The sequence below is a fragment of the Amycolatopsis magusensis genome (assembly GCF_017875555.1).
Classification (GTDB): Bacteria; Actinomycetota; Actinomycetes; order Mycobacteriales; family Pseudonocardiaceae; genus Amycolatopsis; species Amycolatopsis magusensis.
In genome coordinates this window covers 6,564,179-6,587,168 of the sequence record NZ_JAGGMS010000001.1, presented here as the reverse complement: position 1 = coordinate 6,587,168, position 22,990 = coordinate 6,564,179, and the positions used below count along the sequence as shown (strand labels likewise).

Below are 22,990 nucleotides of genomic sequence, written 5' to 3'. Positions count from 1 at the left end.
AACTGGGGGAGCTCACCGCCTTTCGGCGTCTTAGGCCGGAGTCGCGTGGAGGCCGATGCCGTACTCGTACCGCAAGCCGGCCTGCGCGATGAAAGCCGCCGCGTGCGGCAACACCGGGCGTGCGCCGATCTTGCTCACGGCCAGCCGGCGAATGGTCCGGTTGAGCCTGCCGGAGGCGCTGGTGACCGCCTTCCAGTCCCAGTCGGCGGGGTCACCGAGGCGCGGCAAGGTCGCGGACCACGCCGCGGCCCGCTTCTCCGAGTTGTGGTTCGTCCGACTCCGTCGCAGCTCCCGCGTCCCGGCTGCCGTCCCGTGGTGGAGTCGGATGAGCCCCCACCCTTCGCAGCAGTACCGGAAAGTGGCGTCGGGACGCACTCCGGGAAGGAAATCGATCCGCTTCGCGAGGGGCTCCGGCCCCGACCCGGCGGCGAACAACGCCAGGCTTCGTCCCGGCCGGCCGTCAGGAACCTCCGCGAGAGCCTGGAACTCACGCAGCTCGCGGTCCGGCTCCGAGTCGGACTCGAAGACGCGGAACAAGCCAAGACCGAACACGGCCCCCAGAACCGCGGGCCAATCGTCGTCCATGGCGTAGAAGTCGAGGTTAGGCACGACCCCACTATCCCGGCCGGGGCGGCACCGGCACCTACGAGGCTGCCGCGGCGAGGAGGCGGGCGAGTTCGGCTGGTTCGGTGTGCATGGGCCAGTGGCCGGAGTCGATGTCGGCGAAGTCGAGGTGGGTGACCTTCGCGAGCTCGGGCGCGTCGCCGGCGTCGATCAACTCCCGAGCCTGAGCGGGGGTGAACTCGGGACACACGACCAGGACCGGCACCTCGAAGCGCCGCTCGTCGGTCAGCCGTACGACTCCGGTGGCCACGCCTTCGGGGACCGGGATCGCGGCGGCCGCGATGGCGCGCCTGGTTTCCTCGTCGAGGTCGGCCGAGTCCGGTCCTTCGAAGGGGGCCCAGCCGGGGAAGGGCATGACGCCGTCGCGCAGTTCGAAGAAGTCGGCGTAGCGCTTGCCGTCGCCGGTCGGGAAGCCGCCGACGAGGACGGTCTTGGAGACTTTTTCCGGCCGCGCGTCGGCGGCCAGCCAGGCCAGCGTGCAGGCTGCCGAGTGCCCGACCACCATGGGCCTGCCGGAGGCCGAGTCCACCGCGGCGAGCACGGCCGCCACCTGGTCGTCGAGCGTGGCCGAAGCCGATCCATCGCCCTGCCCGGGCAGGGTCAGCGGCACGGGGTGGTGGCCGAGCGACCGGAGTTCGGCCGCGACCTCGTCCCAGACGGATCCGTCGAGCCATAAACCGGCGATGAGCAGGACGTCCACGATTGACTCTCCTGGGGTGCGCGGGTCAGGACACGGCACGCTACCGCCGATTCCGGACGATCCACGACCGGTTCACCGGGCGATCGGTTAGCCTGCCCCGGTGCCGAGTGACTCCAGCCCCACCGCACGGGCACTGCGGGCACTGGAGATCCTCCAGGCCCGCCCCGGGGCGACGGCAGGTCAGCTCGCCGAGGCCCTGGGGGTGACCGAGCGCGCCGCCCGCCGCTACATCGGGATCCTCCGGGAGGCCGGGATCCAGGTCGAGTCGACCCGCGGGCCGCACGGCGGGTACCGGCTCCGGCGTGGGACGAGGCTGCCGCCGATCGTGTTCACCCAGGCCGAGGCGCTGGGATTGGTCATGGCGGTGCTCGAGAGCCAGCCGGCCGCCGCCGAGGTCGGCGACCCGGTCGGGGCCGCTCTCGGCAAGGTCATCCGGGCACTGCCCGAGCACGTCGGACGGCAGGCGGCGGCGCTGCGCGAGCATGCCTCGGCCGCGCCCGACCGGCACTCCGCCCGCCCGGACACCGCCCTCACCAGCGCGCTGATCGCCGCGGTCGCGGCCAGGCGCCGGGTGCTGATCACCTACCGAGGCGAGACCGGCAGCGAGTGGGAGGCCGAGGTGGATCCCTGGGCCGTCGTGGCCCGCCACGGACGCTGGTACCTGCTGTGTCATTCCCATCGCGCGGACGCGGTCCGCACCTACCGCGTCGACCGGGTCCGCGCGGTCAGGCAGACCGTGCACGGATTCGAGCCGCCTGCCGGCCTCGATCCGGTGGCGGCGCTGGAAGAGCACCTGGGCACCGGCTGGGAGTTCCCCACGCGAGTCGTGTTCCCCGCCCCGGCGGCCGAGGTGGCGCCCTGGATCCGGCCGCCCATGGGACAGCTCCAGCCACTGGGAGACGGGTGTGTGCTCGTCGGGAGCACCAGCAATCCGGCCATGTACGCGCAGGAATGGCTGGCGACCGTCCCGTTCGACTTCCGCGTCGAAGGCGGCGATGAACTACGTGCCACGGTCGCGGCGGTCGCGACTCGCTTCGCCGCGGCCCTGACCCCGAAGGGCGCCTAGGACCACCGCGGAGCGTTTGGCCGTTACCGCACGGGAAACCCGACTGGTTTCGACGAGTGAGGTGAGCCACATGAACGCACCGCACCAGGTGGCCGTCGGGGTGCTGGCCGACGAAGGGCTGCCGGAGCAGGTGATCACGACGATCGCCGACGAGCTACCCGGGACGTTCGCCGCCCGGGTCAGCGGGCAGGCGCGCTGGCGGGTGGAGCACGAGGTGGACCAGTTGCCGCTGGACGAAGACGGCGACATCCCGATGCGCACTTTGTCGGAGCGGCACCGGCGGGACCAGGGCTGGGACCTGCTGGTCCTGGTGACCGATCTGCCCCGGCGCTCGGGGACGAAACCCGTGGTCGCGGGGGTCGACGCCGAACACGGGGTGGCGATGATCTCGCTGCCCGCGCTCGGTGCCGTCCTGCTGCGGCACCGGGTCCGGGCGTTGCTGGTCCGCGTGGTGCGGCAGCTGGTGTCCCGGCAGCTGGGGATCGACGGGGACCACCGCGGAGGAGGAGTGGCGGCGCGGTTGCGTGAGGCGCTGGCCCCGACGCAGCGCATCTCCGGCGGGCGCCAGTCGGCGGCGACCCACCTCGCCTTGGTCGGGCTGCGCGGCAGACTGCGGCTGCTGGCCGGGATGGTGCGGGACAACCGTCCGTGGCGGCTGGTGCCGCACCTGGCGGGGGCCACCGCGGCCGCGGCGGGGACCGCCGCCTACGGCATCATCACCAGTTCGTTCTGGAAGCTCGCGGACGCGCTGTCCCCGCTGCGGCTGGCGGCGATCACGGTGCTCACCGTCCTGGTCATGACGAGCTGGCTGACGGTGTACAACCACCTGTGGGACCGGCCCCCCGAGGCCGCCGAGCGGCGCAAAGCGCTGCTGTACAACGTTTCCACGGTGACCACGCTGGCGATCGGGGTGGCGTGCATGTACGCGATCCTGTACGTGCTCGCACTGCTCGCGGCGGCCGTCCTGATCGACAGCGGTTATTTCGCGCAGAGCCTGGGGCACCCGGTCGGCGTGGGCTCGTACCTGAACCTGGTGTGGCTGTGCAGTTCGGTCGGGATCGTCGCCGGTGCGCTCGGATCGAGCCTGGAAGACGAGGAGACGGTCCGCAACGCGACCTACAGCCGCCGCGAACGGGAACGCCAAGAGCGGAACCGGCGCCGGCAAGAAGACCGGACGTCCGCGGACGGGGACCGGTAGGAGTGGCTCACCCCACGGGAAGTCCGGCGAACGCGGCCACCGCACCCAGTGCGGCGCACACCAGCAGGACGCGCAGCATGGGCCAGCGCAGCCCGAAAACCAGCACCAGCGCCAGCACGGTGAGCACGGCGGCGACCGGGCGGAACGTGTCCAGCGCGGGCAGGGTCAGGTGCAGCGGACCGGCCGACCACAGCCGAGTCTGGGCGAACAGGGTGTGCAGGGCGAAGTAGAGCGCGAGGTTGGCGATCACACCGACCACGGCGGAGGTGATGCCGGTCAGTGCGGCCGAGAGCGTTCTGTTGTGCCGCAGGCGTTCGACGTGGGGCGCGCCGAGCAGGATGAACAGGAAGCACGGGACGAAGGTCACCCAGGTGGTCAGCAGCGAGGCGAGCACGCCCGCCACCCACGGGTCGAGTGCGCCGGGATGGTGGTAGGCGCCGAGGAACGCGACGAACTGCACCACCATGATCAGCGGTCCCGGGGTGGACTCGGCGAGCGCGAGCCCGCGGACCATGTCACCGGCGGAGAGCCAGCCGTAGACCTCCACCGCGCGCTGGGCGACGAAGGCGAGCACGGCGTAGGCGCCGCCGAAGGTGACCAGCGCGGTGCCGGAGAAGAACAGCGCCTGGTCGGTGAAGATGCCGCCCGCGCCGGTGAACAGCGCCACCGCGACCACCGGCGCGGCCCACAGCAGCACGCCGATCACCAGGACTCGCGCGCTGCGGGCGAGTCGGGGCTTCTCGTGGTGCAAGGCGTCGTCGGAGATCAGTGGGGGAGGGCCGTCGTCGGTGGCGTTCTTGGCGTTGGCTCGCATGATGTGCGGCCTGGTCCGCCCGAGCAGCCAGCCGAGGACGGCCGCGGCGATGATCACCACCGGGAACGGCACCGCGAACAGCGCCAGCGCCACGAAAGCCACCGCGGCCATCGTGATCAGCGCCGGGTGCCCGAGTGAGCGGCGCCCGACCCGCCAGACCGCCTGCGCGACGATCGCCACCACCGCGGGGGCGAGCCCGGCGAAGATCGCGGCGACCACGGTGGTGTCCCCGAAGGCGACGTAGATCGCCGAGAGGGCCAGCAGCGCGAGCATGCCCGGCAGGACGAACAGCGTGCCCGCGATGATCCCGCCGCGACGCCCGTTGAGCAGCCAGCCCACGTAGATCGCGAGTTGCTGGGCTTCCGGGCCGGGTAGCAGCATGCAGTAGTTCAGCGCGTGCAGGAACCGCTGCTGGCTGATCCAGCGCTTCTCCTCCACCAGCGTGCGCTGCATGACCGCGATCTGCCCGGCCGGGCCACCGAAGGTCTGCAGCGAGATCAGGAACCACGCCCGGACCGCGGTGCGCAGCGGCACCACCTCGCCGGTGGCGACTTCCGACATTGTGCCCGCCCCTTCCCGAGTCGACGGGAAGGATGTAACCACGGTTGCAGTGGAACTCGGAGGTGTGTTCAGCTAGCGGGATGGCCGCCACCGGCAACTGGGTGCTGCTCTCCTACCGCCTGCCCCGCGAACCCTCGACGCCGCGGATCACCGTGTGGCGCAAGCTCAAACGCCTGGGCGTGGCGCAACTCGGCGACGGACTGGTGGCCCTGCCCGCGGACGCGCGCACGCGCGAGCACTTCGACTGGATCGCGGAGGAGATCACCGAACTGGGCGGCACGGCGGGTGTGTGGCTCGCGCAGCCCGCCGCCCTGGCTCAGGAGAAGGCCCTCGCCGCGTCCATGGCCGAGGCGAGGGCCGAGGAGTACCGGTCCGTGCTCGCCGACGCCCGTCGCGCGGCCGGTGGCGGGGAGACCGAACGCCGCCGCGCGCTGCGGCGCCTGCGTGGTGAACTCCGGCGGATCCAGCGCCGCGACTACTTCCCGCCACCCGGCCGTACCGAGGCCGAAGCCGCCGTCGAGGCTCTGCACACCGATCGACTCGCTGAGGACACCGCATGAAATGGGCCACCCGCGCCGGAATCCACATCGACCGCGCCGCCTGCGCCTGGCTGATCCGCCGGGCCGTCGACAGCGAAGCCGAGTTCGTCTTCGTCGGCGACCCCGCCGAAGTCCCACCCGACGCGACCCCGTTCGACATGCGCGGCGTCGACCTCGGCCACCACGGCGCCGACTGCAGCTTCGAAACCATCCTGCGCCGCTACGACCTCGACGACCCCGCCCTGTGGCGCATCGCCGAGATCGTGCACGAGGCCGACCTCGACGACGAGCGCTACCACGCCCCCGAAGCCCGGGCCTCGACGTCATCCTGCGCGGCCTGTCCATGATCGGCGACGACGAGCACACCCTCGCCGTCACCGGCCCGATCTTCGACGGCCTCCGCGAATACTTCCGACGCCGAACCCTGCTCGGCCGCGAACCAGCCTGACCCCCGCCATTCGACGTTCACGGCTTGGGCCAGCGCGCGGAAACGTCCGGGCGGGAACGCGGCCCGGCCCGGACGAATGCGAATCGCGGTGCGCTACGTCGTTCCCGACAGCAGCGGCTGCCCACCCTCCGACAGGCAGCCCCCACCCTCCGACAGGCAGCCCCCCACCCTCCCGGGGGCCAATGCCACTTACTTAGCAGGTTGCGGGTCTGACCGTGTTGGTGTTGTTGCTGAGTGTAGCGGGATGTGGGGTAGCGTTCCGTTGTGGGTGTGGCGCGTGATGTGCAGTCGATGGTTAGTGATCATGAGCGTTTGACGGACGCTATTGGTATTGGCGTGCTGACTCGACTGTTGGATCGCGATCTGGTGGATGAGGTGATCGCTGCTGCCGATAGGCAGGAAAAGCGTGTCCGGTTACTGCCTGCGCGGGTTGTTGTCTATTATGTGCTGGCGTTGTGCTTGTTCTTCGGCGACGGCTACGAGGAGGTCATGCGCAAGCTGGCCCATGGGTTGCGAGCTGTTGGTTCCTGGCGTAGCGAATGGAAAATACCTACGGTTGGGGCGATTTCGAAAGCGCGGATGCGGCTGGGCGCGGAGCCGTTGCGGTTGTTGTTCGATCGGGTCGCCGTGCCGATGGCGAAACGATCCACGCCGGGCGCGTGGTTGCGTGGCCTTCGGATCATGGCAGTTGACGGCGTGATCTTCAACCTCCCGGAGACCGAGGACAATGAGGAAGGTTTCGGCCGGTGTGGCGGGAAGAATCCCGCGCCATTCCCGCAGGCGCGGGTCGCCGCGCTGGTCGAATGCGGTACCCGCGCGGTGGTGGCAGCCGAGATCGATCCATGGAAGGAACAGGAGCGGGTGCAGGTCGCTCGGCTGCTGCACGCGTTCGAGCCGGGCATGCTGGTGCTCGCCGACGCCGGGTTCTATAGCTACGAGCTGTGGAAAGCCGCTGCGGCAACAGGTGCGGACCTGGCCTGGCGAGTCCAGTCCGAGCTCAGCCTTCCCGTGTTGTCAGTTCTGCCGGACGGGTCTTACCTGTCCGAGGTCGGCGATCCGCAGCAGAAACGCCATAACCGTGAATATGAGCGTAAACGTCGCGCCAGCGGCATGGCGGTCGACTACATTCAGCTTCGGGTCATCGAATACGAGATCCCTAACCGGGATGGCCGAGGCGAAATCATCCGGCTGGTCACTACAATCCTGGAACCAGTCGAAGTGTCGGCCGCGGAGCTTGCCGCTGTTTATCACGAGCGCTGGGAAGAGGAATCGGTCTTCGATGAGATCGAAACCCATATCCGTGGCGGCTCGACCGTGGTGTTACGGTCGAAACACGCTGAAACGGTGCGGCAGGAAATTTGGGCACTCCTGCTGACCCATTATGCGATACGGCATCTTATGACCGAAGCGGCGGAACAAGCCGATATCGACGTCGACAGGATCTCCTTTATCCGCTCTTTCCGCGCGATCCGCCGCCAGGTCAGTGACCAGGCGGCGTTTTCCCCCCGGAACACTTCGTCGGGCGACCCGGGAAGCGATCTCCGAGATCCTTGAGCGGTTCAACCCGGCACGCCGGAACCGCAGCTGCCCCCGTGCCGTGAAGAAAACCCAAAGCCGCTATAAGAAGAAGACCGGCCCAGCCAGCACCCGCTACAACGCGCCACCCGTCATCACCATCCGTGCCCGAACCAGCGCAGACACCCTTCCATCGACGCCGCTCACCTGCGGTGACGCTAAGTAAGTGGCATTGTCCCGGGGGCGGCCCCTATCGCCAGCTTATCGCGTAGGGGCCGTTCCGAGGGGTGGCTGAGCGGAGGGCTGTGGACAGGTGGGTGCCTGTGGACAGCCCTCCGCTCACGTTTCACTTGCGGTGGACGCAGTACAGCCGGTTGTGGTGGACGACCAGTGCGGGGTTCGCCGTCGAGGTGGCGTTGGCGATCGTGGCCGGTGCGCTCCACGACGTGCCGTCGAAAGTGGTGTGCCGCAGGCTGTCGTCGGTACCGCGGTACACGCAGTGCAGTTTGTCCTGGTAGGCGGCCACGGCCGGGCCCGAGTCCGATTCGCAGCCGGGGATGCGGCTGGCGGCGCTCCAGGCCGTGCCGTCGCAGGTGGTGACCCAGAGGCCCGTTTCCTGGCTGCCGCGGTGCACGCAGAACAGTTTGTCCTGGAACACCGCCAGCGCCGGGGTGGTAGCCGATTGACAGCCCGCGATCTGGGTGTCGACCGCCCACGCCGTGCCGTCGAACGTGGTGGACCAGAGGTTGGTGTTCGCGTCGCTGCGGTGCACGTTGTAGAGCTTGTCCCGGTAGACGGCCAAGGCCGGGCCCGCCGCCGTGGCGTGCCCCGGGATCGATTTGCCCTGGGTCCACCAACCGCCGTTGAAGGTGGTGACGTAGACGCCGGTGTCATTGTGGCCGCGGTGCATGCAGTAGAGCTCGTTCTGGAAGACGGCCAGTGCGGGGCTTTCGGCGCTCTGGCAGCCCGGAATGGGCGCGTCGGTGGCCCACTTGGAGTACCGCACGTCGGCATCGGAGTTACCGCGGTGCGCGCAGTACACTTTGTTGTTGAACACCGCTGCCGCGGGTCCGGTGAGGCTTTCGTGGTCGGACAGCAGCGTGATCGGGCTCCAGGCGGCGCCGTCGAAGGACGTCCACCGCAGCACGGCGTTGTTGTCCTGGCCCTGAATGGGTGTCACCACGTTGGCCGCGTACTGGCCGGAATAGTTCCCTGGCGGGGAGAAAACGCCCACGATGTAGGTTTCGTAGTACTTCGGGCCTTTCCCGAACGCGCGGGCGGCGCCGAACTTCGTGGTGCCCTTCCAGACCAGCTGGGTGAAGTGGCCGATGGTCCGCCCGGCGTAGCCGCTCGCCCCGGCGAAGTCGTAGTCGACGATTTCCCCGTACCAGCTCGAGCTCGCTCCCGTCGTGGACGCCGGCTGGTCGCTCCCGCCTGCCTGCCAGGACATGTTTTCGCCGTATTCGGGTTTCTTCCCCTGGTGGTTCTCGTCCAGCATGTTGTAGGTCGACGCGACCTGGGCGCGGTTTTTGGCCTCGGTCACCAGGTCCGGGTCGAGGGTCAGTGGCTCGACGCCGTGCCGGGCGCGGAAGGTGTTGATGCTTTCCAGCAGCTCTTTGAGGAAAACGTCGTCTGTCCGGTCCGGAAGAGGATCACGCATGACAAATCCCATCGTCTTCGACGAGTTGAAATACTGTGAAGCTGCCCGCCGGCCCCAGGGATGCGGCGCGCTGATTCACCTCCAACGCCAGCCGGCGTCCTTCGGGATTATCTCCCCGCGGACATGTGCGGCACCAGGGGCAAACGGCTTCACTTGGCCAGGACCGACCGGATTACGCGTGAATTATTTCGCCCAGAAGGCGCACCGGAGATCTTTAAGCCAGATAGCTTGGTATGGGGTCTGCGATCGTCAAGAATTGGACCGGGCGATAGTGCTGAGACGGATCTTTCTCGAGGCGGATCGGCAAAAGCGAATTCGATCTGCCTTGAACCGGCGCATCGCCGGTCAGTTCCTACGTGGTGGCCGGGCGGCTGAGGCCGTCGAGGATGAGGTCGCCGAGTGCGGAGAAGGCGTCGCCCGCGGTGAGTCCGGTGGTGTGCAGGAGTTCGCCGGATTGGACCGCGTCGATGGCCACGGCGACGACCTGGGCGGCGAAGGTGCCGTTGATGTCGCGGAACGCGCCGGCCTGTATGCCGTCGTCGATCAGTTCCCGGACCCGGCGGGCGGCGGTGTCGGAGTTCTTGCGGTAGATGCGGGCGGTGGGTTCGTAGCTGACCATGTCGTCGTAGAAGGCGGGGGAGTGGCGGCGCATGGCCGTGCCGACTCCGGTGAGGTAGGTGCGGATGCGCTGGCGAGGGTCGGTTTCCTCGGCGACGGCCTGTTCGATCTGCTCGGCCGAGGTGACGAAGAACCGCCGGGTGATGGTCTGCACCAGCTGTTCCTTGGTGCCCGCCGCGCTGTAGAGGGTGGCTTTCGAGCAGCCGAGCCGTTGCGCCAGCTGGTCCATGGTGATCGTGGTGAAGCCCTCGGCGAGCACGATGTCGCCGGCCTGGGTGAGGAGGTCCTCGGCGCGGGCGGTGTCGACGGTGCGCTTGCGGGGGCTGCGCCGTGGTGTCCGCCCGCGGGCTTCGGAAATCGCTGACATGGTCCGAGTTTCGCACGGACGGCCGTGCCCCTTGAGGTGCGGAACATTGTTGGGTACGTTATCGCTGTCTTTCGTACCCACTCGCGTACCCAATGGAGGGTGCTCATGGCTCCGAAGCCGCTCTCGGTCACCGACCGGGTCGCCGGGATCGTCGGGGTGTTCTCGGCGCCGGACGCCGATCCCGCGTGGCTGCTGTGCGATCGCCATCCCGCCGACGCGATCGCGTTCACCTTCGCCGAGCCGGATGGGACGACCGCCGACCTCTCCTTCGGCGAGTTGCGCGAGCGTTCGCGGCGTTTCGCCGGTCTGCTCACCGAGCTCGGTGTGGGCCGTGGCGACCGCGTCGCCACGCTGATGGGCAAGGGCGCGGATCTGGTGGCGGTGCTGCTGGGCACCTGGCGCGCCGGGGCGGTCTACGTCCCGCTGTTCACCGCGTTCGCCGCCGACGCGGTCACCTCCCGGCTCACCGGCGCGGACGCGAAGGTCATCGTCGCCGACGCGGCACAGGCGGCGAAGGTCGCCGAGGGGCCTTGGACCGTGCTCGTCGCCGGGGACGGCGACACCGACCGCGACCTCGCCGCCCGCTCGGCCGCGGCGGAGCCGTTCACCGGGAGCACCCCGATCGGGGGTGACGGTGCCTTCGTCCACATGTTCACCTCGGGCACCACCGGTGCGCCGAAGGGCGTCGTGCACCCCCTGCGCTACGTCGCGGGCTGGCAGTCCTACCTGCAGTTCGGCTTGGGCGTGCGCGACGACTCGGTCTACTGGTGCGGCGCCGATCCCGGCTGGGCGTACGGGCTGTACTCGGCCGTCGTCGCACCGATGGTGCTGGGCTTGCGCAGCGTGCTGCAGCGCGGCGGGTTCGACGTCGCCGCCACCTGGCGGGCGATGGTGGAACTGGGCGTGACCGACTACGCCGCCGCGCCGACGGTGTTCCGGATGCTGCGCGTCAGCGACGTCGGAGTACCCGACGGGTTGCGCCTGCGGCGGTTGTCCAGTGCGGGCGAGCCGTTGACCGCCGAGGTCAACGAGTGGGCGAGCACGGCCTTGGGACTGCGAGTGCACGACCACTACGGGCAGACCGAACTCGGCATGCCCATCGGCTTCCCCCACCACCCCGACCTGGAGATCCCGGTCACCGACCAGACCATGGGGGTGGCGCTGCCGGGCTGGTCGGTCACCGTGCTGAAGGAGAGCACGAGCACCGAGGCGGAGATCGGCGAGCCCGGGCTGCTCGCCGTCGACATCGCCGCCAGCCCGCTGATGACGTTCACCGGGTACACCGGGCGCGCGGTCACGGACCGGTTCACCGCCGACGGCCGCTACTACCTCTCCGGCGACCTGGCGACCCGCAACGCCGACGGCACCCTGCGGTTCTCCTCCCGCGACGACGACGTGATCATCATGGCCGGCTACCGGATCGGCCCCTTCGACGTCGAGTCCGTCCTCGCCCAGCACGCCGCGGTCGCCGAGTGCGCGGTCGTCGCCGGTCCGGACCCGGTCCGCGGTGAGGCGATCGAAGCCTTCGTGGTGCTCCGGGAAGACGTCGACGAGTCCGAGGAGCTGATCGCCGAGCTGCAGAACCACGTGCGGCAGCGCTACGCCGCGCACGCTAGCCCACGCCGGGTGCACGTGGTGCCGAGCCTGCCCAAGACGGCCAGCGGCAAGATCCAGCGGGTCCAGTTGCGGCGCGAACTGCGCGAGGCCGCCCGGTGAGCGCACTGTCCGACACCGTGGTGCGGGTCGAGCAGTGCGGCGAGGTCCGCAGGCTGGTCCTGAACCGGCCTCGGCAACGCAACGCGCTCAACGCCGTGCTGGTCGACGCGCTGACCGCCGCGGTGATCGAGGCCGAGCACGACCCGGCCACCCGCGCGGTACTGGTCACCGGCGCGGGCCCGGGTTTCTGCGCGGGTGCGGACCTGCGGCACCTGCTGGCCCTGTCCGAGGCAGGCGAGTCGCCGGTTCCCTTCCTGCGCACGGTTTCCGGCCTGACGCGCCGCATCGAGCTCAGCCCACTGCCGGTGGTCGCGGTGCTGCACGGTCACGCCATCGCCGGTGGCCTGGAGCTCGCGCTGGCCTGCGACGCGGTCCTCGCCGAAACGGGGACGCTGATCGGTGACGGCCACCTCCGCAACCACCTCGTGCCCGGTGCCGGTTCCGCGGTGCGGATGCGCCGCAAACTCGGGGATTCCCTCGGCCGCTGGCTCGGGTTGACCGGCGAACTGCTGCCCGCGGAACGGTTCCTCGCCGCCGGCTGGCTGCACGCGGTCGTCGAACCGGGCCACGGCGTCGATGAGGGCCTGCGCGTCGCCGGAGTGCTGGCGGCCGCCTCGAACCCGGCCCAGGCCGCGTTCAAGCGCATGTTCGGGGTGCTCGACGACGAACCAGCCGTCGAAGCGGGACTGCGGCTCGAACTCGACGAATTCGACCGCCACTGGTCCGCCCACGACGTCCCGGACCAGCTCCGCCGTTTCTTCGCAGGAAGGCCCTCATGAACCGCTACACCGGCCAAACCGTCCTGGTCACCGGCGCCGGGCAAGGACTCGGCCGAGCCATGGCACACCGCTTCGCCGCCGAGGGCGCCCACGTGCTGATCGGCGAGATCAACGAGGACGCCGGCGCCGAACTGGCCACCGAACTGACCGGCAAGCACGGTGTCCTCGCCCAGTCCCGTGCCCTCGACGTGACCCGCTCCGCGGAGGTCGACGACTGGATCCGGCAGATCCACGCCGAGCACGGCTCGATCGACGTCCTGGTCAACAACGCCGGGATCATCCGCGACAACCGCGTCGAGGACATCACCGACGAGGACTGGCGCGTGGTCCTCGACGTCAGCCTCGGCGGGTCCTTCCACTGCGCCCGGGCCGTCTTCCCCGGCATGAAGGAGCGCGGCTACGGCCGGATCGTCAGCTTCTCCTCCATGTCCTGGCGGGGCAACTTCGGGCAGGCCAACTACGTCGCGGCCAAGGCGGGCATCGTCGGGCTCACCCGAACCCTGGCCCTGGAGGGCGCGCGGCACGGCATCACCGCCAACGCCATCGCCCCCGGGCTCATCGAGACCCCGATGCTGGCCTCGATGAACGGCTCCGCCCGGGACAAGCTCACCGCCAAGATCCCCATGCGGCACACCGGCAGGCCCGCCGACATCGCCGAGGCCGCCGCGTTCCTGGCCTCGAAGGCCGCCGGCTACCTCACCGGCGTCGTCCTCGACGTCGACGGCGGCCTCTCGATCGGCTCCTCCATCCGCTGACCCGCCTCCCGCCCGCGAAAGTGATCCCGAAAAGGAGACTCGATGACCTGCGTCTATGAGCGCAATGTGCCCATGACCACCCGGGACGGGGTGACCCTGCGCGCCAACGTCTGGCGCCCGGCGGAGGGCAAGGCGCCCACCCTGCTGGTCCGCCATCCCTACGACAAGGAGGCGGCCCTCTCCGCCGGGAGCCCCGCCTCCCCGATCCCGTCGGTGCTGTCGTTCGTCCACGCCGGTTACGCCGTGGTCATGCAGGACGTCCGCGGGGCCTTCGAATCCGATGGTGACTTCACCCCGAAAGTCCACGAGATCGCCGACGGCGAAGACGTCCTGGCCTGGCTGGCCGAGCAGGACTGGTACGACGGCACGGTCGGCGCCTACGGTGGTTCCTACCTGGGCATGACCCAGTGGGGCCTGGCCCTGGGTGACGGCCCGGGCATGAAGGCCATCGCCCCCGCCGTCGCCTCCGCGAACTGGTACTCCGGGCTCTGGTACTCCCAGGGCGGGGCCCTGTGCCTGAGCCTGGTGACCTTCTGGAACGCCATGATGTACGCCTACGACGAGCAGCGGTCCCTGAAGCGTGGAGAAATCACCGACGCCTCGTCGCTCAAGCGGCTCGGCGGGGCTGTGCTCGACCCGCTGCCACTCAACGAGGCGACACCCGTCGCCGCCCACCCGGTTCTGGGCACCGGCCGCTGGCTGGACGACTGGCTGGCCCACCCCGACTTCGACGAGTACTGGAAGGCTCAGGACTGGTCGGCGCGGATCGGGGAGGTCACCGTGCCGGTGCTGGCGACCGGCGGCTGGTACGACCTCAAGGTCCACGGGCAGGTCGCCGACTTCGTCCGCGTCCGCACCCGAGGCGGCTCCGAGGCGGCCAGGGAGCAGTCCCGGCTGGTCATCGGGCCGTGGGACCACATCAACATGAGCGGTTCGTTCCCCGACCGCTACTTCGGGCCGCTGGCCACCGAGGACCTGGCTCCCTCGCACATCGAGTTCTTCGATGAGCACCTCAGGGGCACGGCCCCCGCGACGCCCGCCCCGCGGGTGCGGATCTTCGTGATGGGGATCGACGAGTGGCGCGAGGAGGCCGACTGGCCGCTGCCCGATACGCGGTACACCGACTACTACCTGACCAGCGGCGGTGCCGCCAACACCCGCGACGGCGACGGCGGTCTCCAGTGGGAGGCTCCCGCCACCGAGGGCAGCGACGGGTTCCGCTACGACCCCCGCGACCCGCTGCCCACCGCCGGTGGCGCCCTGCTGCCGAGCCTGCCCGGCCTCGTCGGACCGGTCGACCAGCGTGTGGTCGACGGCCGCCCCGACGTGCTCTGCTACACCGGCCCGGTCCTCACCGAGCCCGTGGAGGTCACCGGGTTCGTGGAGCTGAAGGTGTTCGTCTCGGCGTCCACTGTGGACACCGACATCACCGCCAAGCTCGTCGACGTGTTCCCCGACGGCCGGGCGATCAACCTGTGCGACGGCATCCTGCGGCTGCGCTACCGCGACAGCCTGTCCGAACCGGAGCTGATGACCCCCGGTGAGGTCTACGAGGTCACCGTGCCCATGTCGGTCACCTCGAACGTGTTCCGGCCCGGTCACCGCATCCGCCTCGACGTGTCGGGCAGCAACTTCCCGCACTACGACCGCAACTCCAACACCGGCGGCGTGATCTGCGCCGAGGCGCTGGAGGACATGGTCGTCGCCGACACCACCGTCCACCACGGCGGCGCCCGCCCCAGCAGGCTGGTCCTCCCGGTCATCGACCGCTGAGCGCCCCGGCCGGGGGTGGGCGGCAAAGCACCTTCGGCGGCGCGGACCGGTGACTACAGTGGCGATCATGGACGACGGTCTGCTCGGGTTGGCCGCGAATCCCGCGGCCCCGCCCGAAGTCCTGTTCCGGCTCGCGGCCCTGCGGCCGGCGGCGGTGGAGATCGCGCGGCGGCGATCGGCTCTGCCGGACAGCGTGGTCGAGCGGTTGCTGGCCACCGGCGACTCGACCATCGCGCTGGTTCTGGCCTCGCCACGGCAGTCGGAGGCAACCCGGCGGCGCATCGCCGAACACCCCGCTGCCGAGGTCCGGGAAGCGCGACGCCGATTCGTCGCGGACATGATCGAGGTCGGCAACCGCGTCACGCCCGGCGACCTCGCCGAGTACGCGGGTCAGGGCGGCCTCGCCGGTCTGGTCCACCACGAGGATCCGGTGCTGCGCGAAGCGGTCGCCGGTACCTGGGACACCATGCCCGTCGCGGTGCGACTGGAACTGCTGGCCGACCCCGACCCTCGTGTCCGCAGAGCCGCGGCGGGCTATCCACACCCGCCCGCACCCGTCGATCTGCACTCCGCGTTGCTGGCCGACGAGGCCACCCGTGGGAAAGTGGCCTCCTACGCCACGCTGACGGCGGAGGCGGTGCGGGAGTGTCTGGCAGGGGAGGAGGAACTACGCGCCGAGGTGGCCGTGAATCCGACCCTGCCCGCCGCGGCCCGTGACCGGCTGGCACAGGACCCGAGTCCCTACGTTCGCTCCCGCGTCCTGCTCCGCGAGGACCTGGACGAGCAGTGTCGCAGAGAACTGCACGCCGCATTGCTCGCCGAGCGCGATGGCGACTTCGACGAGGTCGCCATCGCCCTGACACTGCTCGGCCACGACGTGCCGTCCTGGTTGCCGTCCCGCCCGCTCGCCGAGCGTCTCGCCCACCTCGACTCGCCCATCCCGTGCTTCCGACGAGCCACCGCCCTGTCCGCGGACCTGCCCGCAGACGTGGTGCGGCGCCTGCACACGCACGAAGACGTCCAGGTCCGGCGCATCGTGGCACACCGCCCCGACACCCCGGGAGACATCCTCGAACGCCTGGTCAGCGAACACGGTGAGCACCCGAAGTTCCGGCCCCGCATCACCGAACACCCGAACTTCCCGCCGGAGGCCTTCACCAGGCTGGCGACCAGCGACGACGCCCGTCTCCGCGTGCTCGCCGCCAAAGGACCAGACCTGATCGCGGCCCTGGCGGGTGACACCGAAGCGTTGGTGCGCTCCGCCGCCGCCCGGCACCCGCGGATTCCCGTGTCGATGCTGGACACCCTGCTGACCGACGACTCCCCGGACGTCGCCAAGGCCGCCGCCGCGAACCCGGCGCTTCCCGTCGACCGCATGTACGCATTACTCGACCGAGCCGGACTGTAGCGCCGCCCACCGCCTCGCCGTCCGCAGGCTGGGCTGCTCCACCTACCGAAACGCGAGCCCGAGCGACCCGCTCATTCCCGGTCGTGCACCGGGTTCCCCGGCGGCGCCGGCCGGATCGTGCGGGCTAGCCGTCTGCGTGCGGGCGGTGCAGCCCGTCCAGTACGAGGGTGATGACGCCGTCGGCTTCGGTTCGCCAGTCGGGGCGGTCGTGGGCCGCGCCGATGCCGTGCAGGGCCATCATGATGGCACCGGCACGCACGTCGTCGCGGATGGTGCCGTCCCGCACGGCGGCGGCCACCAGGTCGGTGACGGCCTGCTCCAGTGCCTGGCTGCCCTCGGTGAGGGTGTCCGAGCCGGTGGCCATGAGCGTGGCCAGCGTCCGGGCGAGGCCCTGGTGGGCGTGGATGTGGTCGACCATGCCGCGCAGGAAGGTCGCCAGAGCCTCCGCCGCGGGCAGCGTCGCCTGAAGTTCGCGGGCGCGGTCGCACAGCGTGGCGACCTCCCCGTGGTAGACCGCCTCGGCCAGGGCCTCCCGGGTGGGGAAGTGGCGGTACAGCGTGCCGGTGCCCACCCCGGCCAGGCCGGCGAAGTCGTCGAAGCGCAGGTCGAAGAAATCGCCGGCGTCGAAGACCTCTCGTGCCTTGGCGATCAGGGCGTCGCGGTTGCGCCGGGCGTCGGCCCGTAGCGGCTTGTCGACGGTCATGCGCTCCCTCGCGTTGACAAATGGAGATGACCTCCATATGTTGAAAAGTGGAGATTGTCTCCAGATTGATCGTACCCCACGAGGTGCAGTGTGAAGATCCTGATGTTCGGGCGGGGCGTGGTCGCCACCATCTACGGCTGGGCCCTGGAACAGGCGGGACACAACGTCGAGTTCTACGTCCGGCCGGGTCGCGCGGCGAGGTACGGAGACGCGGTGGACCTCGACCTCATCGATGCGCGGCGCCGGGTGTGGGGGCAGCGCGTCGTCGAGAGGTGGCCGGTGCGCCTCCGCGAGGCGCTGGAGCCGGACCACGACTTCGACCTGATCGTGCTCAGCGTGCCGCACCACCGCCTCGCGGAGGCGACGGCCTTCCTGGCCCCGCGCGTCGGCCACGCCACGGTGCTGGTCTTCGGCAACCTCTGGACCGAGCCGACAGCCACGATCGGCGCACTCCCTCCCGACCGGATCGCGTGGGGCTTTCCCGTCGCGGGCGGCGGTTTCGACGCGGACGGCGTGCTCCGCGGAGCGCTGCTGCCCTCGGTCGTCTTCGGCACCCTCGGCCGGCCCCCGACCGGCCGGGAGCGGGCCGTGCGCCAGGCGTTCCGCGAAGCCGGGCTCCGGATCAAGGAGCAGCCCGACTTCCGCGGCTGGCTGTGGGTCCATTTCGTGTCGGACGCCGGCCTGCTCTCGCAGGGCCTGCGGCTGGGTTCCCTGTCCCAGCTGGCCGGGGCAACGGGCGGTCTGCGCGAAGGGCTGCTGACCGGCCGCGAACTGCTGCCGCTCCTCGAGGCGCGCGGCGTCGACCTGCGACGGCACCGGGTCGGTGTGCTGCCGTTCCGGGCGCCCACCTGGCTGACGGCCCCCGCGCTCGCCTGGCTGACCACTCATTTCGCGCTCGCGCGCCTGAGTCTCGCGGCGCACTCCAATCCCGACGCCGAGGAACCGCGTGAGGTCTGCCGGGACACCCTGGCCGAAGCACGGCGGTTGGGCGTCCCGGTACCGCGGCTGGAAGCGGCGGAACCGCACTTCGCCCGCGAGGGAACGGGCCGAGCCTGAATCCACCCCGGCTTTCGCTGTCCAGCCGCGGATCCAGGAGCTCGTCGACGAGCGGATCGACGCACTGCCGGCCGGGCCGCGCCCCGGCCCCGGCGCCACCGCGGCTTGGCGCTACGGGGTCCAGTCCGCGTTGGCACCGCACAGGATGACGCACGGGTGGTCTCCGGGGACCTGGCCGGTCAGCCACGCGGCGAACGGCACCGCGGCCGCCGGTTCGACGGCGAGCCGGAACTCCTCCCACAGCCGGTCGCGTGCGGCCAGGATGTCGGTTTCGGCGACCAGCAGCGAGCGCACCGGGTGGCTCGACAGGATCCCGAACGGGATTGCGCCGGTGCGTGTGGCGCCGAGCGCCGACGCGGCGACGGAGACCACTTCGGTGTCCACCGGTTCGCCCGCGGCGAGCGCGTGGTGCAGGCACGCGCACCGCTCCGGTTCGACCGCGACGGTCAACCGGCCCGCACCACCCAGGGCGACGCCCGCCGCGAGGCCACCGCCCCCGACGGCGACCGCGATCGAGTCCACCTCCGGTGCGTCCGCGACGATCTCGGCCGCGACCGTGCCCTGCCCGGCGATCACCACGGGGTCGTTGTACGCCTCGACGTACCGGATTCCCGGCCCGGCGGCTTCCCGCGCCGCGTCGGCGGCGTCGAAGTAGGTCGAGCCCGCTCGGACCAAGCGCGCCCCGGCCCGTTCGATGCGTCGCGCCTTGCCGTCCGGCACCGAGTCCGGCACGAAAACGGTGGCGCGCAGGCCGAGGATCGCGGCGGCGGTCGCCACCCCGATCCCGTGGTTGCCACCGGACGCGGTCACCACCTCGGCCGGCCGGTCCCCGGCGAGCAGCGCGTTGAGCGCACCGCGCAGTTTGAAGGAGCCGGTCCGCTGGAGGTGTTCGAGCTTGAGTGCGAGCGGCCTGCCGTCGACCTCCGCGTGCAGCAGCGGCGTACGCCGGACGTACGGGCGGATGCGCTCGGCGGCAGCGGTGACCTCGGTGGTGAGCGTGGCTGTCATGGCTCCACCATGCGCCAGGGAAGCCGTTAGCGACCAGCGCTGATCACTTGCCGGACGTTAGCGATACTTAGGGGGTGATCACCGCCGAACGGCTGCGGGTGCTGGTCGAGGTCGCGCACGCCGGGTCCATCGCCACCGCCGCGCGCCGCATGGGGTTCACCCCGTCCGCGTTGTCGCAGCAACTCGCCCGGCTGGAGCGCGAGGTCGGCTGCGCGCTGCTGGACCGGCGGCCGACCGGCGCGGCCCTGACCGAGGCGGGACGGCTGCTGGTCGCCCACGGCGAGGCGATCACCGGTGAACTGCGGGCCGCCGAGCTGGCCATCGCGGAACTGCGCGAACTGCCTGCCACCGACCTGAGCGTCGGCGCGTTCGCCACCGCGGGGCAGGTGCTGCTCCCGCCCGCGCTCCGGGCCTTCCGCCAAGCGCACCCGCGGACCCGCCTGCGCCTGACCGATCTCGAACCACCGGACGGCTACGACCTGGTGCTCTCCGGCGACCTCGACCTGCTGATCACCCACCGCTACCCGGGCGTCCGGCTGCCGCCGTCGCGTGGCCTGGCGCGGCGGCCGCTGCTGGCCGACCGCCTGCGCCTCGTGCTGCCCGCCGACCACGCGCTGGCGAACGCCCGGCGGCCGCGGTTCGAGGACTTCGCCGAGGACGACTGGATCTCCGGCGACGACGCCGCGCCGAGCCGGGTGTGCTTCGAAAGCCTGGTGGCCGAAACGGGGGTGGCGCCACGCGTGGCCTACGAAACCCGGGACTACGCGGTGATCCTCGCGCTCGTGCGGGCGGGGCTCGGCGTGTCCTTCGTGCCGGACACGCTGCTGGCCGGAGCCGGTCAGGACGGGCTGGTGGTGCGCGACCTGACCGGCAGGCGGCCGGTGCGCGAGATCCACACCGTGCACCGCGACCGCCCGCCCGCGCACGTCACGACGATGGTGTCCCTGCTCGCCGAAAGCGCGGCCAGGTTCACCGCCCGCTCCAGTGGCTCGCCGAGCCGGGGCTGAAGTGGCAGGCCACCTTGCGACATCGGGCGCCGACGAAGACCGAGGTTGCGGCGAGTTCGGTGTAGCAGTCCCTTGTGGACGCCGGGCGGTCGTCTCCGGCCGGATGTCTTTGTCCCAGGCCCTACGCGACCTCCTCCAGCGGCTTTTCCTCGGCCCGAGCGGGGGACGGCGGTTTGGTGGCCACCCAGGTCAGTGCCGTCGCTATCACCGAGGCGATCGCGAGAACCGGCCAAACCTGGTGGTGCAGGGTCAGGAACAGCCAGCCGCCGAGCACCGGGCCGATCGCCGTGCCGAGGCCCAGCATGAGCTGGAACGCGCTGATGTAGTGGCTTTTCAGGTGGGGTGGCGCGGTGATGCCCGGGTAGGCGTAGGTGGCGGGCCCGCCGATCACCTCGCCGAGCGACCAGACCAACGTCGCCGCCAGGATCACCGCCGGGCCGGCGGGTAAGCCGTAGGCCGCGACGCCGATGCCGATCAGCGCCAGGCCGAGACACAGCGTCAGGCGCATCGGCCAGGCCTGGGTGTACTTGGTGGCGGGCAGTTCGACCGCGATGACGACCAGGCCGTTCAACGACACGGCCAGGGTGTACCAGAACACCGGGAGACCGCCGGCGCTCACGTCCAGCGGCAGGGTGGACAGGTACTGCACGTACACCGCGCCCTGGAAGAACATCGCCACCAGGTACAGCACGTACCGGCGGTCCCGCAGCATGTCCCGGTAGCCGCCACGGGTGTCCGCCGGGACCACCGCCGCCGGGCGCCTGCCCGGCGGCAGGGTCACCGCGGCCAGCACGGCGTAGGCCAGGGCGATCAGGCCCTCGGCCCAGAACACCGGGCCGTAGGCGTCGCCCGCCAGGTGGTACAGGCCCAGCCCGAGCAGCGGGGCGACGGTGGCCCCCACGTTGAGGCAGAACCGGTACATCGCGAAGATCATCACCTGCTGCCCGGCCGGGACCAGGTCGGACAGCAGGGTGGCCGAGGCGGGCCGGTAGAACTGGGCGGCGACACCGGCGAGGGCGACCGCCACCAGCAGCAGCGGGTAGGACGGCAGGTAGAGCAGCGCGGCCGTCAGCACCCCGGCACTGCTCATGCTCACCACCGTCGCGGTCCGGGCGCCGATCCGGGCGGCGAACAGGCCGCCGACGAGCACCCCGGCCACGGCGCCCGCGCCGTAGACGCCCACCGCGAGCGCGGCCTGCTCCTCGGTCCGCCCGGTGCCGGTCAGGAACAGCACCAGGAAGATGTTGAGGAAACCGCTGAGGCGGTTGACGAACACACCGGCCAGCAGCGTGCGGACCGCGGTCGGGGCCACCCGGAGGGTGGACAGGACCTGGGCGCGCTCGGTCACCTGGCCGTCACCTCGATGGTGACCGCGGCTCGCACCTGCTTCTCCAGTTCGTCCAGCTCGCCAGGAGTGGCCGCGTCGATGAAGAAGCTCACCGAACGGTCGTCGGAACTGGTCAGCGGGCCCAGTTCGGTGCCACGCGACTGGTGGACCAGCACCGCCCGGAGGGTGGGGGCGTCGTCCGGGGCGCCGGGCAGGATGTCCGGCCACACGCCGCTGGAGCCGATCCACACCGGCGCGAGGCCGGGCCAGTCGACGATGACGTCGGCGAGTTCGCCGGGTTCGTGTTCGAGGTAGACCTGCCGGGCGTAGCGGCTGGGCCGGGGGTAGGACGCGGTCTCGCCGAGGGCGATGCGGATGATCTCCGGCTCCAGCGGGGCGCCGGTGGCCAGGTGGTAGAGCACCAGCAAGCCGTCGCCGGGGGTGCGCCCGGCGATCTCCATCAGCCGCGGGGTGCCGTCCTGGCCGACCCGCCACTCGGAGTGGGCGATGCCGTCGGCGAAGGCGAGTGCGGTCAGCAGGTCGCGGTTGGCGGCCAGCACGCGCTCGCGGACGCCGTCGTCGGCGGTGGGGACGCTGTGCGCGAGTTCGACGAAGGTGCGGGCGTGCGAGTCGGTGGTCTCCTTGCCGGTGACCGAGGCGAAGATGATCTCGCCGTGCTGCACCAGGCTTTCCACCGAGTACTCCGGGCCGATGACCTTCTGCTCGACCAGCACCACCTCGTGGTCGGGGTAGCCCGCCAGGCGTTCGCGCAGTTCGGCCTCGTCGCGCACGGTCTCCACGCCGGAGCTGGACGCGCGGGCGGCCGGCTTGACCACGGCCGGATAGGTGACCCCGGACAGGTCGGTGCTCCCGCGTTCTCCCGCGGGGATGGTCAGCGACGGCGGGCTCAGTTCCGGGACGTACCAGCGCTGCAGGTACTTGCTGCGGCACGCACGGCTGGCGCGCAGCCCGGGGGAGGGCACGCCCAGCGCGTCGCAGAGCAACCCCGTGGGCTCCGCCAGGTAGTCGCCCACCGCGTAGGCGCCCACCAGGCGGTACTTCGCGCGCCACGCGGTGGCGTGGGCGACGGCCCCGGCGAGGAAGGCACCCTGCACGGTGAAGTCACCGGTGACGTAGGCGATTTCGGTGATCTGCGAAGCCGGGTTGTCCGGGGCGGCCATCGCGGCGCTCGCCTGGTCCCGGTAGGCCTCGGCGGTGATCACCAGGATGCGCAGGCCACGGCCGGTCAGTTCGTCGAGGTAGAGCGGGTTGCGCCGGATCACCGGGAAGGAACCGGTGAGGATGACGGCACCGGGCAGGTCGGCGGACGGGGTCATGCTGCTCCTCG

At 70.7% G+C, this 22,990-nt stretch carries 21 protein-coding genes; 12 read left to right on the top strand and 9 right to left on the bottom strand.

What is annotated here, in order from left to right:
- Positions 1–30: 30 nt before the first annotated feature.
- Together JOM49_RS29180 and JOM49_RS29175 are read right to left on the bottom strand one after the other, a co-directional pair.
- Positions 31–609, bottom strand: coding sequence for a hypothetical protein (locus JOM49_RS29180; protein ID WP_209667395.1), 579 nt, complete (start codon positions 607–609; stop codon positions 31–33).
- A 34-nt stretch (positions 610–643) separates the two neighbouring features.
- Positions 644–1,324: an alpha/beta fold hydrolase gene (locus JOM49_RS29175; protein WP_209667394.1), complete on the bottom strand. Its 681-nt coding sequence runs from the start codon at positions 1,322–1,324 to the stop codon at positions 644–646.
- 100 nt (positions 1,325–1,424) lie between these two features.
- On the opposite strand from JOM49_RS29175, the gene JOM49_RS29170 reads away from it, so the two are divergent.
- Entirely contained in the window at positions 1,425–2,390 is a 966-nt protein-coding gene (locus JOM49_RS29170; RefSeq protein WP_209667393.1) for a helix-turn-helix transcriptional regulator, read from the top strand.
- A 70-nt stretch (positions 2,391–2,460) separates the two neighbouring features.
- On the top strand, positions 2,461–3,588 hold the full coding sequence (locus JOM49_RS29165; protein WP_209667392.1) for a hypothetical protein: 1,128 nt from the start codon (positions 2,461–2,463) through the stop codon (positions 3,586–3,588).
- 7 nt (positions 3,589–3,595) lie between these two features.
- On the opposite strand, the gene chrA is transcribed toward JOM49_RS29165, so the two are convergent.
- Complete coding sequence (chrA, locus tag JOM49_RS29160; RefSeq protein ID WP_209667391.1) at positions 3,596–4,963, bottom strand: chromate efflux transporter; 1,368 nt, start codon at positions 4,961–4,963, stop codon at positions 3,596–3,598.
- An 80-nt stretch (positions 4,964–5,043) separates the two neighbouring features.
- On the opposite strand from chrA, the gene JOM49_RS29155 reads away from it, so the two are divergent.
- The 3 genes from JOM49_RS29155 to JOM49_RS29145 all read left to right on the top strand — a co-directional run bounded on the left by JOM49_RS29155 (position 5,044) and on the right by JOM49_RS29145 (position 7,504).
- Positions 5,044–5,523, top strand: coding sequence for a Chromate resistance protein ChrB (locus tag JOM49_RS29155; RefSeq protein WP_245369519.1), 480 nt, complete (start codon positions 5,044–5,046; stop codon positions 5,521–5,523).
- A complete protein-coding gene (locus tag JOM49_RS29150; RefSeq protein WP_209667390.1) occupies positions 5,520–5,849 on the top strand; it encodes a chromate resistance protein ChrB domain-containing protein in 330 nt (109 codons plus the stop codon). The genes JOM49_RS29155 and JOM49_RS29150 overlap by 4 nt, the downstream gene beginning before the upstream one ends.
- 392 nt (positions 5,850–6,241) lie before the next feature.
- Complete coding sequence (locus JOM49_RS29145; protein WP_209671724.1) at positions 6,242–7,504, top strand: IS4 family transposase; 1,263 nt, start codon at positions 6,242–6,244, stop codon at positions 7,502–7,504.
- 307 nt (positions 7,505–7,811) lie between these two features.
- Here the strand turns inward: JOM49_RS29145 and JOM49_RS29140 are convergent, their stop codons facing one another.
- Both JOM49_RS29140 and JOM49_RS29135 read right to left on the bottom strand, forming a co-directional pair.
- A complete protein-coding gene (locus JOM49_RS29140; protein WP_209667389.1) occupies positions 7,812–9,125 on the bottom strand; it encodes a CAP domain-containing protein in 1,314 nt (437 codons plus the stop codon).
- Positions 9,126–9,477: 352 nt separating this feature from the next.
- Complete coding sequence (locus JOM49_RS29135; RefSeq protein WP_209667388.1) at positions 9,478–10,110, bottom strand: TetR/AcrR family transcriptional regulator; 633 nt, start codon at positions 10,108–10,110, stop codon at positions 9,478–9,480.
- A gap of 105 nt (positions 10,111–10,215) precedes the next feature.
- Between JOM49_RS29135 and JOM49_RS29130 the strand changes: the two genes are divergently transcribed.
- The 5 genes from JOM49_RS29130 (at position 10,216) to JOM49_RS29110 (ending at position 16,541) form a co-directional block, all read left to right on the top strand.
- Complete coding sequence (locus tag JOM49_RS29130; RefSeq protein WP_209667387.1) at positions 10,216–11,826, top strand: AMP-binding protein; 1,611 nt, start codon at positions 10,216–10,218, stop codon at positions 11,824–11,826.
- The gene (locus JOM49_RS29125) at positions 11,823–12,605 is read left to right on the top strand and encodes an enoyl-CoA hydratase/isomerase family protein (protein ID WP_308158914.1); all 783 of its coding nucleotides are present in this window, start codon (positions 11,823–11,825) and stop codon (positions 12,603–12,605) included. The genes JOM49_RS29130 and JOM49_RS29125 overlap by 4 nt, the downstream gene beginning before the upstream one ends.
- Positions 12,602–13,360: an SDR family NAD(P)-dependent oxidoreductase gene (locus JOM49_RS29120; RefSeq protein WP_209667386.1), complete on the top strand. Its 759-nt coding sequence runs from the start codon at positions 12,602–12,604 to the stop codon at positions 13,358–13,360. Before JOM49_RS29125 ends, JOM49_RS29120 begins: the two co-directional genes overlap by 4 nt.
- A 42-nt stretch (positions 13,361–13,402) precedes the next feature.
- Entirely contained in the window at positions 13,403–15,133 is a 1,731-nt protein-coding gene (locus JOM49_RS29115; protein WP_209667385.1) for a CocE/NonD family hydrolase, read from the top strand.
- Positions 15,134–15,200: 67 nt separating this feature from the next.
- On the top strand, positions 15,201–16,541 hold the full coding sequence (locus JOM49_RS29110; RefSeq protein WP_209667384.1) for a hypothetical protein: 1,341 nt from the start codon (positions 15,201–15,203) through the stop codon (positions 16,539–16,541).
- A gap of 124 nt (positions 16,542–16,665) precedes the next feature.
- Here the strand turns inward: JOM49_RS29110 and JOM49_RS29105 are convergent, their stop codons facing one another.
- Positions 16,666–17,244: a TetR/AcrR family transcriptional regulator gene (locus JOM49_RS29105; RefSeq protein WP_209667383.1), complete on the bottom strand. Its 579-nt coding sequence runs from the start codon at positions 17,242–17,244 to the stop codon at positions 16,666–16,668.
- Between the two features lie 90 nt (positions 17,245–17,334).
- Between JOM49_RS29105 and JOM49_RS29100 the strand changes: the two genes are divergently transcribed.
- Positions 17,335–18,300, top strand: a complete 966-nt coding sequence (locus JOM49_RS29100; RefSeq protein ID WP_209667382.1) for a ketopantoate reductase family protein — start codon at positions 17,335–17,337, stop codon at positions 18,298–18,300.
- A gap of 111 nt (positions 18,301–18,411) precedes the next feature.
- Here the strand turns inward: JOM49_RS29100 and JOM49_RS29095 are convergent, their stop codons facing one another.
- Positions 18,412–19,308 carry a serine/threonine dehydratase gene (locus JOM49_RS29095; RefSeq protein WP_209667381.1) on the bottom strand — a complete coding sequence of 299 codons (897 nt, stop codon included), beginning with the start codon at positions 19,306–19,308 and terminating at the stop codon, positions 18,412–18,414.
- Positions 19,309–19,382: 74 nt separating this feature from the next.
- Between JOM49_RS29095 and JOM49_RS29090 the strand changes: the two genes are divergently transcribed.
- Positions 19,383–20,315, top strand: a complete 933-nt coding sequence (locus JOM49_RS29090) for a LysR family transcriptional regulator (protein WP_209667380.1) — start codon at positions 19,383–19,385, stop codon at positions 20,313–20,315.
- A gap of 121 nt (positions 20,316–20,436) precedes the next feature.
- On the opposite strand, the gene JOM49_RS29085 is transcribed toward JOM49_RS29090, so the two are convergent.
- Complete coding sequence (locus JOM49_RS29085; protein WP_209667379.1) at positions 20,437–21,663, bottom strand: MFS transporter; 1,227 nt, start codon at positions 21,661–21,663, stop codon at positions 20,437–20,439.
- Positions 21,660–22,979 carry an ATP-grasp domain-containing protein gene (locus tag JOM49_RS29080; protein ID WP_209667378.1) on the bottom strand — a complete coding sequence of 440 codons (1,320 nt, stop codon included), beginning with the start codon at positions 22,977–22,979 and terminating at the stop codon, positions 21,660–21,662. Before JOM49_RS29080 ends, JOM49_RS29085 begins: the two co-directional genes overlap by 4 nt.
- Between the last annotated feature and the right edge of the window lie 11 nt (positions 22,980–22,990).

Excerpts from the sequence above, each read along its gene's own strand:
- JOM49_RS29110 (WP_209667384.1), top strand. The coding sequence starts at position 15,201 with ATGGACGACGGTCTGCTCGGGTTGGCCGCGAATCCCGCGGCCCCGCCC.
- JOM49_RS29095 (WP_209667381.1), bottom strand. The coding sequence starts at position 19,308 with ATGACAGCCACGCTCACCACCGAGGTCACCGCTGCCGCCGAGCGCATC.
- JOM49_RS29080 (WP_209667378.1), bottom strand. The coding sequence starts at position 22,979 with ATGACCCCGTCCGCCGACCTGCCCGGTGCCGTCATCCTCACCGGTTCC.
- JOM49_RS29145 (WP_209671724.1), top strand. The coding sequence starts at position 6,242 with ATGGTTAGTGATCATGAGCGTTTGACGGACGCTATTGGTATTGGCGTG.
- JOM49_RS29155 (WP_245369519.1), top strand. The coding sequence starts at position 5,044 with ATGGCCGCCACCGGCAACTGGGTGCTGCTCTCCTACCGCCTGCCCCGC.
- JOM49_RS29130 (WP_209667387.1), top strand. The coding sequence starts at position 10,216 with ATGGCTCCGAAGCCGCTCTCGGTCACCGACCGGGTCGCCGGGATCGTC.
- JOM49_RS29120 (WP_209667386.1), top strand. The coding sequence starts at position 12,602 with ATGAACCGCTACACCGGCCAAACCGTCCTGGTCACCGGCGCCGGGCAA.
- JOM49_RS29140 (WP_209667389.1), bottom strand. The coding sequence starts at position 9,125 with ATGCGTGATCCTCTTCCGGACCGGACAGACGACGTTTTCCTCAAAGAG.
- JOM49_RS29150 (WP_209667390.1), top strand. The coding sequence starts at position 5,520 with ATGAAATGGGCCACCCGCGCCGGAATCCACATCGACCGCGCCGCCTGC.
- JOM49_RS29105 (WP_209667383.1), bottom strand. The coding sequence starts at position 17,244 with ATGACCGTCGACAAGCCGCTACGGGCCGACGCCCGGCGCAACCGCGAC.
- chrA (WP_209667391.1), bottom strand. The coding sequence starts at position 4,963 with ATGTCGGAAGTCGCCACCGGCGAGGTGGTGCCGCTGCGCACCGCGGTC.
- JOM49_RS29135 (WP_209667388.1), bottom strand. The coding sequence starts at position 10,110 with ATGTCAGCGATTTCCGAAGCCCGCGGGCGGACACCACGGCGCAGCCCC.
- JOM49_RS29165 (WP_209667392.1), top strand. The coding sequence starts at position 2,461 with ATGAACGCACCGCACCAGGTGGCCGTCGGGGTGCTGGCCGACGAAGGG.
- JOM49_RS29115 (WP_209667385.1), top strand. The coding sequence starts at position 13,403 with ATGACCTGCGTCTATGAGCGCAATGTGCCCATGACCACCCGGGACGGG.